The organism is Trichocoleus sp. DQ-U1, assembly GCF_039961925.1.
Taxonomy (GTDB): Bacteria; Cyanobacteriota; Cyanobacteriia; order Cyanobacteriales; family FACHB-T130; genus FACHB-T130.
The window spans coordinates 12,796-29,541 of record NZ_JAMPKB010000025.1 but is presented as its reverse complement, the minus strand read 5'-3'; the positions used below and the strand labels follow the sequence as shown (position 1 = coordinate 29,541).

Annotated in this window: 12 protein-coding genes and 1 tRNA gene; 11 read left to right on the top strand and 2 right to left on the bottom strand. The window is 46.9% G+C overall.

Translation table 11 applies throughout. The annotated features are described in order from the left end of the window. Nucleotides 1-255: 255 nt before the first annotated feature. Complete coding sequence (locus NDI34_RS12665; protein ID WP_190678619.1) at nt 256-1,971, top strand: NAD(P)H-quinone oxidoreductase subunit 4; 1,716 nt, start codon at nt 256-258, stop codon at nt 1,969-1,971. Nucleotides 1,972-2,182: 211 nt separating this feature from the next. Here the strand turns inward: NDI34_RS12665 and NDI34_RS12660 are convergent. Next, a tRNA-Val gene (locus NDI34_RS12660) sits at nt 2,183-2,256 on the bottom strand. Between the two features lie 159 nt (nt 2,257-2,415). Between NDI34_RS12660 and NDI34_RS12655 the strand changes: the two genes are divergently transcribed. The 10 genes from NDI34_RS12655 (at nt 2,416) to NDI34_RS12610 (ending at nt 14,777) form a co-directional block, all read left to right on the top strand. Next, a complete protein-coding gene (locus tag NDI34_RS12655; RefSeq protein WP_190415828.1) occupies nt 2,416-2,919 on the top strand; it encodes a DNA recombination-mediator protein A in 504 nt (167 codons plus the stop codon). A 51-nt stretch (nt 2,920-2,970) separates the two neighbouring features. Further along, nucleotides 2,971-3,381, top strand: coding sequence for an MAPEG family protein (locus tag NDI34_RS12650; RefSeq protein ID WP_348232821.1), 411 nt, complete (start codon nt 2,971-2,973; stop codon nt 3,379-3,381). Nucleotides 3,382-3,424: 43 nt separating this feature from the next. Further along, a complete protein-coding gene (locus tag NDI34_RS12645) occupies nt 3,425-3,916 on the top strand; it encodes a YajQ family cyclic di-GMP-binding protein (protein ID WP_190415832.1) in 492 nt (163 codons plus the stop codon). Nucleotides 3,917-4,089: 173 nt separating this feature from the next. Further along, entirely contained in the window at nt 4,090-4,569 is a 480-nt protein-coding gene (locus tag NDI34_RS12640) for a paraslipin (RefSeq protein ID WP_190434478.1), read from the top strand. A gap of 96 nt (nt 4,570-4,665) precedes the next feature. Beyond that, nucleotides 4,666-5,154 carry a DUF202 domain-containing protein gene (locus NDI34_RS12635; RefSeq protein WP_190678850.1) on the top strand — a complete coding sequence of 163 codons (489 nt, stop codon included), beginning with the start codon at nt 4,666-4,668 and terminating at the stop codon, nt 5,152-5,154. Nucleotides 5,155-5,733: 579 nt separating this feature from the next. Beyond that, the gene (locus tag NDI34_RS12630; protein ID WP_190415835.1) at nt 5,734-6,093 is read left to right on the top strand and encodes a response regulator; all 360 of its coding nucleotides are present in this window, start codon (nt 5,734-5,736) and stop codon (nt 6,091-6,093) included. A gap of 68 nt (nt 6,094-6,161) precedes the next feature. Further along, nucleotides 6,162-6,620 (top strand): chemotaxis protein CheW, encoded by a 459-nt coding sequence (locus NDI34_RS12625; RefSeq protein ID WP_190415837.1) that lies wholly within the window; start codon nt 6,162-6,164, stop codon nt 6,618-6,620. A gap of 24 nt (nt 6,621-6,644) precedes the next feature. Next, nucleotides 6,645-10,964: a PAS domain S-box protein gene (locus tag NDI34_RS12620; protein ID WP_348232820.1), complete on the top strand. Its 4,320-nt coding sequence runs from the start codon at nt 6,645-6,647 to the stop codon at nt 10,962-10,964. 287 nt (nt 10,965-11,251) lie between these two features. Next, complete coding sequence (locus NDI34_RS12615) at nt 11,252-14,320, top strand: hybrid sensor histidine kinase/response regulator (RefSeq protein WP_348232819.1); 3,069 nt, start codon at nt 11,252-11,254, stop codon at nt 14,318-14,320. Nucleotides 14,321-14,327: 7 nt separating this feature from the next. Next, entirely contained in the window at nt 14,328-14,777 is a 450-nt protein-coding gene (locus tag NDI34_RS12610) for a chemotaxis protein CheW (RefSeq protein WP_348232818.1), read from the top strand. Nucleotides 14,778-15,091: 314 nt separating this feature from the next. Here the strand turns inward: NDI34_RS12610 and hemL are convergent, their stop codons facing one another. Beyond that, nucleotides 15,092-16,390: a glutamate-1-semialdehyde 2,1-aminomutase gene (hemL, locus tag NDI34_RS12605; protein ID WP_348232843.1), complete on the bottom strand. Its 1,299-nt coding sequence runs from the start codon at nt 16,388-16,390 to the stop codon at nt 15,092-15,094. Nucleotides 16,391-16,746: the final 356 nt, after the last annotated feature.

Here is a 16,746-nt window from a genome sequence, read left to right as displayed (position 1 = left end):
TTCTTAGATACGCTTGACAAAAATAGAATTTTGTGTGCCGAAGATGAAGTGCAGGCGATCGCATCTTCCGAGTTAGACCCGACGAGAAAAGAGCGATCGCGTTGAATCTGCTGCCACCCTATACCATACGCACAAGTCGCTCAGCCTGTACCTAGAGATCCGTCTATAGTGATCTGCAAGAAAGATTTATGACTAAGTGTTTACAAAGTTTAATAAGATAATCACATACAGAAATAAGTATTTTTTCCTACTGCCATGATTGAGGATCAATTTCCTTGGCTTAGCGCGATTGTCCTGTTCCCACTCGTTGCTGCACTGCTGATCCCTTTTCTGCCGGATAAAGACGGCACGCGAGTGCGCTGGTATGCACTCGGCGTGGGGATCGCAGACTTTATATTGATGTGCTACGTCTTTTGGAAGCATTACGATCCAAGCAGCGCGACTTTTCAGCTTGTAGAGAAATATTCCTGGGTGCCTCATTTAGGCTTGAACTGGGCAGTTTCCATCGATGGAGTTTCAGCCCCGCTGGTGCTTCTGGCAGGATTAGTGACAACACTCTCCATGTTTGCGGCGTGGCAAGTCAATCTCAAACCCCACCTCTTCTATTTCCTGATGCTGGTGCTGTATTCCGCACAGGTAGGGGTATTCGTCGCCCAAGATGTGCTGCTGCTGTTCATTATGTGGGAAGTCGAACTAATTCCCGTCTACCTACTCGTCTCGATTTGGGGTGGGCAGAAGCGTCAGTACGCCGCGATGAAGTTCTTACTATATACCGCCGCCGCTTCCATCTTTATTCTGGTTGCTGGTTTGGCAATGGCATTCTACGGCGACAATCTGACCTTCGATATGGTCGAACTCGGCTTAAAAGATTACCCGCTTGCTTTAGAACTGCTGCTTTATGCAGGATTGCTTGTTGCCTTTGGTGTCAAATTAGCTGTTTTCCCCCTGCACACCTGGCTACCGGATGCACATGGCGAGGCATCTTCTCCCGTATCAATGGTACTCGCAGGTGTATTGCTAAAGATGGGCGGATACGGGTTGATTCGCCTCAATTTAGGACTTCTGCCTGATGCACACGTTTACTTTGCACCTGTTTTAGCGATTCTGGGCGTTGTCAATATTATCTACGGTGCCTTTAACTCCTTTGCCCAGACGAACATGAAGCGTCGCCTAGCGTATTCGTCGGTTTCTCACATGGGATTTGTCCTGTTGGGGATTGCATCCTTTACCGACTTGGGAATCAACGGCGCAATGCTGCAAATGATTTCTCACGGTTTAATTGCATCATTACTATTCTTTTTAGCTGGAGTAACTTACGATCGCACTCACACGATGTCGATGAAAGAAATGGGCGGGATTGCTCAGGCAATGCCCACTGTGTTTGCCCTGTTTACAATGGGTGTGATGGCATCAGTGGCTCTACCGGGAATGAGCGGCTTTGCTAGCGAACTGTCGGTTTTCGTCGGTGTGACAACGAGCGATATCTACAGCTCAACTTTCCGCACCGTGACCGTCTTTCTAGCCGCTGTGGGTGTCATCCTGACGCCGATTTATCTGCTATCGATGCTGCGACAGGTGTTTTACAATTCTGGTGAAGTACCTACCTGCGACATTGCACCTACCTGCGACATTATGGATGCAGATTTGCAGAACCAGGGAAATCAGGAGCCGGTTTGCTTTGGTACAAACTGTAGCTTGCCTATCGATGCAGCATTTATCGATGCCAGACCGCGTGAAGTGTTTATTGCTGCTTGCTTTCTAGTGTTGATTATCGGTCTTGGCGTATACCCGAATATGGGTATGCAAATGTATGATGTCAAAACTGTTGCAGTGAATGCTCAGGTTCGCCAATCTTATACCCAAATCGCAGCAATGAATCCCCAGATTTATGCAGGGGGCTTTTTAGTTCCGAAGGTTGCAGAGTCGGAAGTAACTCCCGTTTTGGGAATTGTGGAGCGTTATCCAAGGTAAGAGCCGCGTGAATAATCCTTTGGTAGCTGATTGTAGGGGCGTTTTGCCTAACCGAGAGGGTTATCAGCTACCAAGGTGTTTTTTTGGCTGCGCTTGTCGGCTCAAATGCGATCGCCTTTACCTCTGTAGTTCGTTAAAAGTGACACTAATTTGTTATTAGTGTCAAATAATGTGGCAATCGACAGACCTATAGCGGCACCGAAAAAAATAATGGACACAACTGGATTCGAACCAGTGACCCCCACGATGTCAACGTGGTGCTCTAACCAACTGAGCTATGCGTCCGTCCGACGATTTATAAATGTAGCATAGCTTTTTATAAAAGTGCAAATAATTCTCGCTAACCAATGGAACTTAGAACTCGGCAACTAAGATGCAGAAACTCCATCGCTGTTGTCATCCGGGTCTGATAAAATAGCGAGGTTGTTCAGACAGAAATCGTCATTGAGCCAATCCATTGACATTCCTAAGCTTGATGCCTTAGCGCAAGAACTGGCGACTATCCAGCAAACAGGTTCCAAACGGATTGCCCTGCTGGGGTCGCGTCACGTTCCGATCACCCATCAAAATCTCATTGAGATGATGAGCTATGCCTTGGTTTTAACCGGGAATCGACTCATCACCTCTGGTGCTACCGGAACCAATTTTGCCGCCATCCGAGGGGCGATGCGAGCCGATTCTAGCCTGCTGACTGTAATTTTGCCCCAAAGCTTAGAGCGTCAGCCACGGGAATCGCGGGAGCAGTTGGAACAGGTAATGCATTTGGTAGAAAATCCCGAAAACGACAATTTATCGCTGGCTGAAGCCAGCGCTCTATGCAATCAAGAGATAGTTTCTCGGTGTCAGCAGCTAATCTGTTTTGCGTTTCACGACAGCCACACCCTGCTCAAAACTTGTCAGGATGCGGAAGAACAACGCAAAGTGGTGACTCTGTTCTACTTTGATTAAAAAGACGCGATGCATTAAGAGCGCTACCGCTGGCGTCTCTACAATAAAGCTATGATCCCAGTATCTGCTATTCTGCTCGACTGCATTGCCGCAGCCGCTGTTCTGATTTATATCCCCTTTTTGGTGGTGGGTTACGCCCGTGTGACTGTGGGGTATGACACGGCGGCTCCGCGAGCCATGTTTGATAAGCTGCCTCCCTACGGACAACGAGCTACTTGGGCGCACCAAAACTCGTTTGAAGCATTTATGATATTTGCGGCGGCAGCCCTGATGGCTTATGTGACAGGTGTAAATTCGCCCTTGGCAGCGATCGCAGCGATCGCCTTCGTTGTTGCCCGGTCATTATACTCCGTTTTTTATATTCTCAATGTCCCAATCGCGCGATCGCTAATGTTCGGCATCGGTACCCTGAGCAGCGGCACCTTATTTGCCCTCAGCCTACTTTCTGCTAATAGCATTTAGCGATTTTTCTAATATCAATTTAGCTAACCACTAACGATTCTTTATGGCTTCTACATACTCTTTTGATATTGTCAGCGATTTTGACCGGCAAGAATTGGTCAATGCCGTAGACCAAACTGAGCGGGAAATAAAAAGCCGCTTCGACCTCAAAGACACTAAAACTACCCTCGAATTAGGCGACGACGTTATTACAATTAGCACCGATAGCGAATTTACCTTGGATGCTGTTCATACCATCCTGCAAATTAAATCTGCCAAGCGCAACCTTAGCTTGAAAATCTTTGATTATGGCAAACCTGAATCAGCGGGTGGTAGTCGCATTCGGCAGGAAATCAAACTGCGTAAAGGACTCAGCCAGGAAATCGCTAAACAAATCACCAAACTAATTCGGGACGAAATTAAAAAAGTGCAACCCTCAATTCAAGGTGATGCCGTGCGAGTTTCTGCTAAATCCAAAGATGACTTGCAACTGGTAATTCAACGCTTGAAGCAGGAAGATTATCCGGTTGCTTTGCAATTTAATAACTATCGCTAAACGGTTTTTAAACGCAAAGAACGCGGAGGTTTTGCAAAAACACGCAAAATTTTGGTTATTCTCTGCATTTTTGGAGTGGTTAAAACTTAAGGTGAACAGTGCCCTTGAGTTAACATCATTCTGAAAATAAAAGCCCAATTGCTTTGTGAAAATATCCCAGCAAGACAATACAGATGAAGTTATTCCTTGCTGCTCTTGGTGCAGTCATCATTGGTTACGTGCTGGGATACTCTGTCAAAATTATCCGTCAAAGTAATGAAGCCTTAGTAGAGCGCTTGGGTCGATACCATCGAACGCTGAAACCAGGTATCCACTTTATCTTGCCTTGGCTCGATACGATTGTCTATCAGAATACGACCCGCGAACAGGTTTTGGAAATTGAGCGCCAGCCAGCGATCGCAAAAGATAATGTGTCCCTAGAAGTCGATGCAATTGTGTATTGGCGCATCCTAAATTTAGAACGCACTTATTACACTGTTGAAAATATTGAGATAGCGTTAAAAAACTTGGTTATCTCTATCCTGCGCTCTGAAATTGGTCGAATTAAGCTAGAGCAAGCGGTTCATTCTAGAAGCGAAATCGCTCAAACTTTATTGCAGCAATTAAATGAGGCGGTTGCGAATTGGGGGATCAAGATTACCCGTGTCCAATAGGATATTGCTTTTTTTAGAAAAATACTGGAGCCTCTGAAATTGGGAAAGCTGCTGAAATTAAGACTAGAACCTGCTAATGTCTGAGCCAGAGGAGAAATGGATAAACAACCAAAAATCGACCGCCAGCGAGAGCATCAAGCCAATGAGCGGACATTTCTCGCTTGGTTGCGTACCTCGATTGCATTGATTGGATTTGGGTTTGCTTTAGCTCGCTTTGGTTTATTTCTACAGCAACTGCAAACCGCCGTCACAGGTCAGGATAGCACTTCTCACTCGTTCATCAGTTCCCAGAGCCTTGGCATCAGTCTGGTGGTTGCTGGCATTGTCCTAATTGCCTTTGCTGCATGGCGCTACAACCAGGTTTTTTGGCAAATTGAGCGTAGCGATTATCAGGCAAATCGTCTGTTTGTCTGGATAACGGCTGGAGTGGTGATGATTTTAGGTGTCCTCAGTATCCCTGTCCTCCTCTGGCGACAGCTACCCGTTCCTCATACTCCCTCTTCTAGCAAAAGTGGTAAAGTTTATCGCCAGCTTCAGCAGCCTGCTACCTCTTTTGCACAAACTGTAAAGCATCAAAATTTTTAGAAAAAGTGCCTTTCTTTTTATTTGCATCAAAAAAGTGAATCAAAATTATTTGAAAATCGTAAAGTTTGTTTTTGAAAGTCTAAAAAACTTTACTTTGAATTAAGGAGTTTGAAAATCAGGGTTGGCGAAATCCTGCAATTTTATTTATGTGTTTTATAATTTTAAGGGTATCAAGCTGATAACTTAATTAAGTTTTCAGCATTCAATAGATGTGATGGGATATTTAACTACGAGTTTGGATTATTTTTAAGTCGGTGATTCAAATCACATCTAGGCATACAAGAACCAGATGAGATGCGGGTTTTAAACTCTTGATTTAACGTGATTTGGTGCAGAAAAGCTTAGTTTGCATCGCTGCGAATTCTATTTGAACCGGCTCTGGTGCAAGATGTAAATTGAAGCAACAAATATTTAACAATACAGCTAAATTTCTTGGGACGGAAACGAACTTTGGCAAGGTTTATTTTTCAGTAAATGAGAACAATATTAAAAGATGTTTCGGTGAAAATACTGAGGCTTTTTGAGCGGGAATAGACTCAGATAGAATCGAGTTAACCATAAATACTTGTGAGGGTTGCGATGTCGAGAGTATTAGTCGTCGATGATGTGCCGACTGAACTAGAGATGATTTGCCGAATTTTACAAGAAGCGGGGATGGAAGTGGTGAGAGCGAGTGATGGAGAGGAAGCGATCGCTCGCATCCAGGAGAAGCCACCCGACCTCGTGATATTGGATGTGGTCATGCCACGAATGAACGGATTTGAAGTGGTGCGGGAGTTACGAGAGAACGAGGAAACCAAACACTTACCTGTCGTGTTTTGTACGCAAAAAAATACAGAGATTGATAAAGCTTGGGGAATCGAGCTGGGAGCCGATGCTTATGTAAGTAAGCCACTTGAGGCGAAACAGTTTATTAATCTGGTACGACGCCTTCTCTAAGAATTAAAAATTAAAAATTAAAAATTAATCAATAATTATAATTTTTAATTTTACATTTTTAATTGTTTATGCCTCGCCAATTCGTTCTCTTTGGTCAAGACAAGAGCCTGTTTGCAGTCGAACTAACGGCAGTCAGAGAAGTGCTGGTTTTGGGCGATCAAACCATTACCGCTGTTCCGAATACGCTTCCTTTTTTATTGGGTTTAACCAATCTGCGAGGGGAAATTCTGGCAGTAGCAGATTTTGGTCGGTTCATGGGTGCCGACCCTGTGGAAAGTCACGAAGCTCGGAGTCGGATTTTAGTCGTAGAAGCGCCCGACCCGCGCGATATCAATCTTCCGTCGATGCGGATGGGATTAGCAGTTTCTCATGTCGAGGGTGTGCTATCTCTCGATCCCGATCAAATTGTCTCGGCAGCAGAGGTGAGTGAGGAACTGGCTCCTTTTTTGCGAGGCTTATATGACTGTCAGGGACGCTTACTCATGATTGTGGATGTAGAAGCGATCGCGCATTCGGATCGCTGGTAAATCATAGATTGCCGGAGCCATAAGATGGAAAGTTCATATCAGCCGATAGAGGTGCCTCAGTCTTCCGACCTCATCGGGACACTTCAATCCTTTTCTAAAAAAGCCACTATAGCAGTCATTGCAATCGGTTGTGCGGTACTACTAGGTTGGATGTTTAACATTCCCATCCTGAAAAGCATCTTGCCAGGTCTGGTGACGATGAAAGCAAACGCAGCGGTGTGTTTTATCCTCAGCGGTACATCGTTGTGGTTGTGGCACCGTTATCCCGCTGACGAGTCGAAGCGCCGCTGGGGACAATGGTTTGCCGGGATCGTTATGGTCGTCGGTTTGCTCACGCTGATGCAGTATGTTCTGGGGTGGGATTTCGGCATTGACCAACTTCTGTTCAAGGCGTCGTCAGACACCTTTGGCACTTCCTCCCCTGGTCGGATGGCTCCCAATACTGCCCTTAATTTTTTGATGTTGGGGGTGGCTCTACTGCTGTTTCTCGGCCCCTATATTAATTATCAAGCCGCTCAAATTCTTAGCTTAGCGGCATTCTCAGTCGCCTTGCTGGGGGTACTGGGCTACCTTTATGGCGTGAAATCCCTCTATGGGATTAGCTCTTACACCCAAATGGCCTTGCACGCAGCAGTGGGATTTGCGCTTCTTAGCACCGGCATTCTGTTTGCTCGTCCAGATCGAGGAGTGATGGCAGTTGTCACCAGCCAGAATGCAGGGGGTATGATGGCGAGGCGGATGTCACCGGCTGTACTTGGAATTCCGCCACTTTTAGGTTGGATAATCTTAGCCGGGTACCGGGCGAAGTCTTTGGAAACCGAGATCGCCATCTCGGTTTTAGGTAGCTTGAATATTATTGTTTTTGCCGTTCTGATTTGGTGGAATTCTCGAAACCTGAATGGCATTGATATCAAACGCCAGCGCGCAGAAACGGAACTTCGCACCCTGAATCAAGAACTCGAACAACGCATTGATGAGCGCACGGCAGAATTAACGGAAGCGAATCAAGAACGCGATCGCTTCTTTACTCTCTCTCTTGACCTGCTGTGTATTATCGGATTTGACGGCACCTTTAAGCGCCTCAATCCTTCATGGACAAGAATCCTGGGCTTCGCGGTCGAGGAACTTTTGGCTCAACCGTTTATTGAGTTTATCCATCCAGATGACCGAGACAAGAGCTTAGCCGAAGCCGAAAAACTCACTATTGGTTCGCAAGTACTGTATTTTGAAAATCGCTACAGGTGTAAAGATGGCTCCTACCGATGGTTAGCGTGGACTGCGAACGCGGCTGCTGAAAATCAAGTGATGTACTGCATTGCCCGTGACATCACCTCAAGCAAGCAAGCAGAAGCAGCGCTTCGGGAAAGTCAAGAACGCCTAGAGGCAATCATCGACAATTACACAGCCGTCATCTATCTCAAAGACTTGGAAGGTCGTTACATTCTGGTTAATCGCCAGTACGAACGCCTCTTCCACACGACCAAAGAGCAGGTTATTGGCAAGACTGACTACGATTTCTTCTCGAAAGAAATCGCTGATGCTTATGGTGCCAACGATCGCCAGGTACTTGAAACCGGAACTTCTTTAGAAATGGAAGAGGTTGCACCTCAAGATGACGGACTCCACACCTACCTTTCCACGAAGTTTCTCTTAAGAAATTCGACAGGAACTACTTACGCCCTCTGTGGGATTTCCACCGACATCAGCGATCGCAAGCGGACAGAAGAAGCATTGCAGCAACAGGTGCAGATGCTGGATTTAGCCAATGACACCATAATGCTTCGGGATCTCGACGATCGCATCGCTTATTGGAATCAAGGCGCAGAAAGACTATACGGCTGGACAAAGGAAGAAACCGTAGGGCAATACATCCACGCATTTTTAAAAACCATCTTTCCCCAACCCGTCGAGGAAATTAAAGCCGCGTGCCTGCGGGATGGACGCTGGGAAGGTGAACTCATCCACACCAAGCGCGATGGGACACAGATCGTTGTCGCGAGTCGCTGGACATTGCAACGGGAGGAATCCGGTCAGCCTAAAGCGATCCTAGAAATCAACAATGACATTACTGAGCGCAAAGCTGCTGAGGAAACCATCCGTCAGAACGAGGAAAGGTATCGCTCATTGATCGCCGCCACCTCGCAGATAGTCTGGGCGACAGATGCCCAAGGACAAGTGGTTGATATGCCAGCTTGGAGAGCGCTTACAGGTCAAAGCAAGGAACAAGTGAAAGGCTGGGGATGGTTAGATGCCGTGCATCCAGAAGATCGCGATCCCACTGCTCGTATTTGGAATAAAGCCCTTGAAACGAAGAGTCTCTATCAGGTTGAGTATCGTATCCGAGCCGCAGATGGCAGCTATGGATACTTCTGGGTTCGCGGGATTCCCGTCTTAGCAGAAGATGGTAGTATCCGCGAGTGGGTTGGCGTCTGCACCGACATTAGCGATCGCAAACAAGCGGAAGCAGATTTACAGCGAACAGCAGCAGATTTGGCTCGTTCCTCGGCTGAACTTCGGCAGCAAACCAGTATCTTGCAATTAGTACTCAACAGTATGGGTGAGGCAGTCATCGTCGCCGATGAAACCGGAAAGTTTTTACTGTTCAACCCCGCTGCGGAGAAAATGTTCGGATTGGGTTCAGGAGATGCCCCCCCCGATCGATGGTCAACGCAGTATGGCTTGTTTTTGCCCGATACCGTGACCGTTTACCCAACCGCAGATTTACCGATGACAAAAGCGATCCGAGGCGAAGCCGTTGACGACGTAGAGATGTTTACTCGTCATCCTGGTATACCAGAAGGTTTGTGGGCAAAAATTAACGGCAGACCGCTGAAGGACGACAACGGTGTCCTCAAAGGCGGGGCGATTGTTTGTCGCAACATCACCAGCGACAAGCAAGCCCAAGAACGTTTACAACAACTCGCCAAGGAGCAGGAACGCCTGCTGCAAGAACTGAAAAACCGGCAAAATGCCCTTGATGAATCGGCGATTGTCAGCGAAACCGACTTAAAAGGAACCATTACCTATGCTAACGAGCGGTTCTGCCAAATCTCTGGATACACCCAGGAAGAACTAATGGGGCAAAACCATCGCATCGTTAACTCTGGCTACCACCCGAAATCCTTTTTCCAAGACTTCTGGGCTACGGTTTATCGGGGCGGTGTATGGAAAGGAGAAATCAAAAATAAGCGCAAAGATGGTTCTTTGTATTGGGTTGACACTACAGTGTCCCCAATCTTTGACACTAATGGCAATATCATCAAATATATCGGGATTCGCTTCGACATTACCCAGCAAAAAGAAGCGGCTGATAGACTTATCAAATTAGCAGAAGAGCGAAAAATTGAGGCAGATTCTCTAACTCAACAAGTCGTCAAGCTTTTGGGTGAAATTAAAGGTGCAGCCAAGGGAGATTTAACGGTTAAAGCTCAAGTCACCAATGACATCTTAGGAGCATTAGCAGACTCTTTCAACTACCTTGTCACCTCTTTACGGAAAGTGGTCATTAATATCCAAGATGCAGCGGCACAAGCTAATCAAGCTACAACGGCATCGATTGGTAACACTAACGAACTCGCACAGCAAGCGCGTACCCAAGCCTTGCAAATTGAGTCCACCTTAAAACAAATTGAGCGGATGCTCAACTCGATTAAAGATGTCTCAGATGCTGCAAAACGAGCCGAACAAGTGGCACAGCAAGCTGCTACCACAGCAGAAATGGGAGGACAAGCTGTAGACCGCACGGTTGATGGAATTAATGAACTCCGCCAAACGATTGCCGAAACTTCAAAAATGATGAAACGTCTAGGCGAAGGGTCGCAACAAATTGGCAAAATTGTAACATCTATCTCTCAAATTGCTTCTCAAACAAACTTGCTGGCATTAAATGCCACAATTGAGGCAGCACGCGCCGGAGAACAAGGGCAAGGCTTCGCAGTCGTAGCAGAAGAAGTTCGCAAGCTCGCAGAACGTTCTGCCTCAGCAACCGAAGAAATATCGGAGATTGTGAAGACAATTCAAGATGAAATTAGTCGGGTGATGAGGGCAATGGAATCCGGTACTCAACAAGTTGTTGAAGGAACGCACATTGCCGCAGCTGCCAAGACGAATCTGATTGCGATTATTGAAGTCAGCCGCGAAATTAATGCTTTGGTACAAAACATTACTCGTGCTGCTCAAAAACAGACAATTTCGGCAGAAGAAATTGCAGGCAGCGTGAAGCAGGTGAACGCTATTTCTACCAACACTGCCCAAAAAGCTGAAGACGTAACGAATTCACTTGGTGGGTTAGCTGTTGTCGTGAATAAACTCCAAAGTTCAGTGACAAACTTCCGCTCGCAATAAGCAGTCAAGGATTCAGAACCTCCCTCCAGCACCCCTTATCGCTTTTTGGCGAGGGGTGCCGGAGGGAAACAGAAAAATGCCAGACCAATCAAATGGAGTAATTAAAATTAACAAATTCATTTTTTTATTTAATACCATTCCAATTTATGTTTACAATAGGCAAGTTTTTTAACTAACAATTAAGCAATAATTAGTATATTTGATAGGTAGCATTGTCACAAAGATGGGGATGAATTAAATAAAATCCAAAGTCACGTCTAAAGGCTGACTTATTTAAAGGAAAAAGTATGAATTCGGATGATTTCAATGAGCTAATCGGTATCTTTGTAACTGAAACTCAAGAATTCCTGCAATCTCTAGAAGCCAATCTGTTATTGATAGAAAGCAGCAGTGAAGTTGAAGCGCGATCGCAAGCGGTTCAACACCTATTTCGAGCTGCCCACTCGATAAAAGGTTCGGCTTTGATGTTTGGTTTTGAAACCTTATCGACAGCGGCTCATTGCCTGGAAGATAGCTTTGCAATTCTGCGCGATCGCGCTGATTTATCCCAAATCAATCCAACGACGATTACCGCTTTGCTCCAAGGGGTCGATCTCCTGAGAACCATTGCCAACCAAGTCTGTCAGCCGGAAGGTAAGGATAATGGAGTAACAATGCAGGCAACCTCTGTAGCTGAAGTGGAAGCGATCGCCCAAATTCTAGCCCAGCTAGAAAATCAGTATACTAAGCCCGCTGCTTCCAGTAATGGCTCTAGCCTTAACAATCGGGCAAACCTGCAAACTATTAAAAGGATTTTTGAACAAGATCTACTTCCGGTTTTTAACCATTTGGAGACGGAACTTTCTCAAGTTAAATCAGAAACTTTAGAGCAAACAATAGCAACGCTTAACCAAGTTTATTACCAACTTTCAGGGGTAGCTGGGATGCTGCAACTGGCAGAATTTGGGCAAATTGTTGAGTATTTGAGAACTTTGATTGACACCCCTCATCTGAGTGTAGAACTCCTCCAAAAACAGGGATGGGAAATTGCCCAAAACTTGCAATCTGCCCGCACTCAGCTATTGCAGGGAGAAGCCATTACTATACAGCCTTTGAATGGGACTGAGCCAAAAGGACTGAGGACTGATGAGTTGGGACTGAGGAGAGAGGAAGCAATACTCTCCACTCCAGAATCACCAGTTGATGATTCCTCAACACCCTTCAGTAATAGGACTGAGGTGACAGGACTCAGGACTGAGGAACCAGCCATCTCCACTCCAGAATTACCAGTTGAGGATTCCTCAACTCCAGCCTCTCTCCTCAGTCCTCAGTCCTCACTCAGTCCTCAGTCCTCAGTCCTAACTCCTCACTCAGTCCTCAGTCCTAACTCCTCAGTCCTAACTCCTCAGTCCTCAGTCCTCTCTCCTCAGCCCTCACTCAGCCCTCAATCCTCACCTGTTTCTTCCCCGACAGGTTGGCAACGCCCGACGATTCGCGTAGATCTAGAACGCTTAAGCGAATTAGTGAATTTGGTGGGCGAATTAGTGATTAACCGGACAAATTTGGAACTACAAGAAACTCAACTACGCACTGAAGCGAAGCGCATTCGGAAGAGTATTGTAGCTTTAAACCAATTTGGAACGCAGCTCCGAGAAGAATATGACCGTCTTAGCACTGAAAATAGCAAAAGCGATCGCCCAAAAACCACAAATCTTGCTTCTATTAAATCTTTGCCCTCGACTTTCGACTTATTGGAATTAGATCAATATACAGAATTTCACTCTACCGCTCAATCTGTGATTGAAACGACTGAAGCGATCGCGCTATCGGGAACGAAGATTGACGAAATCGCGGTGAAATTTGAACGCAGCACCGATCAACTCCGGCGGATCACCGACCAGTTGCGATCGCGCGTCATGCAACTGCGAGTCGTCCCCTTCAGTCGGGCGGTCGATCACCTCCCTCGCGCTTTGCGGGATCTGTGTCGCCTCCACAACAAAGAAGTTAATCTCCTCCTCCTGGGACGAGATACCACCATTGATGAAAGCCTGCTAGATGCCCTGCGCGACCCCCTAGTGCATCTGGTGCGAAATGCCTTCGATCACGGCATCGAAACGCCCCAAGCCCGCCTCGCCCTAGGGAAACCCCCCAGCGGTCAAATCGAAATTGAAGCCTTTCACCAAGGCGGACAAACCATCATCACCATTACCGATGATGGACGGGGAATTGACCCGGAAGCTATCCGCGCCAAAGTCGTAGCAGGCGGCTTTGTGGCAGCCGAACAAGCAGACGAACTATCAATTGCCGACCTCTACGAATTCCTCTTCTGGCCTGGTTTCAGCACCACTAAAGAGGTCACGGAACTCTCTGGTCGGGGGGTGGGGCTGGATGTGGTTCGCACCAATCTGCGGCAGGTACGGGGAACTGTCAAAGTAGATTCACGACCGGGCAAAGGTACTAGCTTTATCCTGAAGCTCCCACTCATGCTGTCGATCAGCGACGCCTTAATGGTCAAGGCAGATCGCAATACCGTCGCAATCCCTTTAGACGCCGTAGAGGAGATTCTCCACATTCAAGGGCATCAGATTCAAATGGCTGGGACGCAGACCATGTTGTGGTGGCGAGAAGAATTTATCCGCCTAGTGCGTTTGCAAGAATTACTCCACTATAGTGTCCCCCATCCCGACGGCCCCTCTCCCGACCCCATTGCCCAAGACTATATCCCGGTAATGGTTTTAGCTTCCAGCGAAGGTGTTCTCGCTGTAGTCGTGGAACGTCTCATCGGTCAACAAGAAGTCGTGGTAAAAGCCCTTCCGCTTCCCCTCTCTAAGCCTCGCGGGATTGTTGGTTGCACAATTATGGGAGATGGTCAGGTCGTGACGATTTTAGATGTGGACGATCTCATCGGGCAATTTTATACTCAAAGCGGCACCACAATTTCAGTTGATAATAAATCAGATTTAGGGACACGACATAGTACGCCACTCCTTGCCCCGACAGGAAGTTCTCAACCCCAAATTTTGGTCGTCGATGACTCTTACACGATTCGGCAGTTACTCTCGCTAACGCTAATTCGCGCCCGTTACCGAGTCGCGCAAGCCAAAGATGGTCAAGACGCTTTATCTAAATTAGAGGAAGGCTTAAACTGCGATTTAATCATTGCCGATATTGAAATGCCTCGGATGGACGGATTTGAACTGTTGCGAAATCTGAAATCTCAACCTCAATTTGCCTCGATTCCCGTTGCCATGTTGACTTCCCGGAGTGGGTTCAAACATCGCCAGATGGCATTAGAGTTAGGAGCGATTCAATACTTTACTAAACCCTACAACGAGGTTCAGTTATTAGAAGCGATCGCTAAATTAATTAAACATTAAAGAACTTATGAATCGCCGATTCCGGACTAAAGCCCTCGTCTCAACTCGGATTGCCAAGCGGAAACTGGTTTCGTTTCAGATGGGAAACGAACAGTACGCGATCGCAATTGACCGAGTTCAGCGCGTTCTCAAAGCATTTACACCCCACGCTGCCCTAATCAACGGTCGCCGGTTAATGGAATACGAACAGGAAGCGATCGCGCTTATCGATCTATCGGCGCTATTTCTAAAATCCCACGAAACAGACTACCACTATCTAATTGTTTGCACCATCAAGCAAAAAGAAAAATTAGGCATTCCCGTCTCTGAAATGCCTAAAATATTAGAAGTATCAGAAGAAAAATTTGAGAAAATTCCAGCTTTTTATCAACCCGAAGATTTACCCGTCGCTATTGAACAAATTATCCACGCACCTGAGGGTGGTCTCGTATTCTATCTCAATTTAGATCGCCTATAAGTAGGCAGAATTAAGTATTTTTAGATGGATAAGCGATAGCGTAAACTATGCAGACATTAGGTTTTCTCGCGTTCCAACTTACTGTCTAGATAGCAATCCTAATTCATTTATTAAGTCTTGGATCTCTGCACTTACTTTTCCCTCGCTCTCTATATAGCGCTAACGTGCATGGCTGATGAAAATCAAGTTCCTGGCTAATCGCAAAATTCAGGTTTATCCAACTCAAATTTAATTTTCCCAGTCCGTTAAAACGGGCTTGAGCGATTAGCCAGGAACTTAAGTTCCTGGCGGGATGAAAGCGTAGCGAGACTAACTTACAGCCCAGACATTACTTCTCTCGCTGCTGCCAAAGTGCGGTCAATATCTTCATCTGTGTGCGCCAGAGAAGTAAATCCAGCCTCAAACTGAGAAGGTGCCAGATACACACCCCGCTCTAACATTCCGCGATGGAAGCGGCTAAACTTGTTCGAGTCAGACTTTTTAGCATCTTCGTAGTTATGGACTGGCCCTTGAGTGAAGAACAAGCCAAACATCGCGCTGATGCTACCGCCGCAAGCCGCATGACCTGTTTCCTTAGCAATTTGCAGCAAGCCATCACTAAGCTTCTTGGTCATCTTGTCTAACTGCTCGTAGCTGCCTGGTTTTCGCAGCAATTCCAGCGTTTTGATTCCGGCAGTCATCGCCAGAGGATTCCCCGAAAGCGTCCCGGCTTGATACACTGGCCCGGCTGGAGCAATCATCGACATAATATCGCGGCGTCCACCGTAAGCACCCACCGGCAAGCCACCGCCGATTACTTTACCCAGCGTTGTCAAGTCAGGGGTAATCCCAAATCTCTCCTGTGCCCCACCGTAGGCAATCCGGAAGCCGGTCATGACTTCGTCAAATACGAGTAACGCGCCATTTTCTTGCGTAATCATTCGCAAACCTTCCAGGAAACCCGCGTCCGGCGTAATAAAGCCAGCATTGCCCACCACTGGCTCTAGAATCACCCCAGCAATCTGGTCGGGGTTTGCGTCAAATAAAGCTTTGACGGCTTCCAGGTCATTGTAGGGGGCGGTGAGCGTGTTGCTGGTTGTCGTCTTGGGAACGCCTGGAGAATCCGGCAAGCCGAGGGTAGCGACGCCGGAGCCAGCTTTCACCAGGAACATATCGGCGTGACCGTGATAGCAGCCTTCAAATTTAATTAACTTGTCGCGTCCGGTGAAAGCTCGCATCAGGCGCAGAACTGCCATGCACGCCTCGGTTCCGGAGTTGACAAAGCGCACCATTTCAATGCTGGGTACGGCGTCAATCACCATCTCTGCCAGCACATTTTCCAACACGGAGGGGGCACCAAAGCTGGTGCCTTTTTCCAGGGCTTCGTGCAAGGCACTAATCACTTCTGGATGGGCATGACCGCAAATCGCGGGTCCCCAGGTGCCAACGTAGTCGATATATTGGTTGCCATCGACATCCCAGATATAGGCACCTTTGACGTGGTCAAAGACGATGGGTTGTCCTCCCACCGATTTAAACGCCCGGACTGGTGAACTGACACCTCCTGGCATCAAATTTTGAGCAGCGGCGAATATTTCTTCTGACTTGGTGGTTTTCAAATTTGTAGAAGTAATCAATGTTATCTCCTCGTTTTGATGATAAAATCTCTGCCTCAAGATAGGCGAAAGCTGCGATCGCAGAGATTACGCTGTTCAATTATCCTACTGAGGGTAATGCCAATCATGTCCTACCAAACGAATCAGAATTTACCTGTGAGTGTTTGCTCTTGTTTCTGGAAGGCAGCCTAGGAGTTCCGATCGGGTAGCATTCAACTTGGTAGTTCGATTCAGCGATTCAGTTCGACGGTTCAATGGTAGCTTCGATGGTAGACAGAGGACTTCAAGGCTCACAAGGTTCTCATTTACGCTGTCAGAAGTCAATCAGCCAGCCTGGTTAGCCAGCTTAAATAGCATCTTTGGCAAATGCCTGG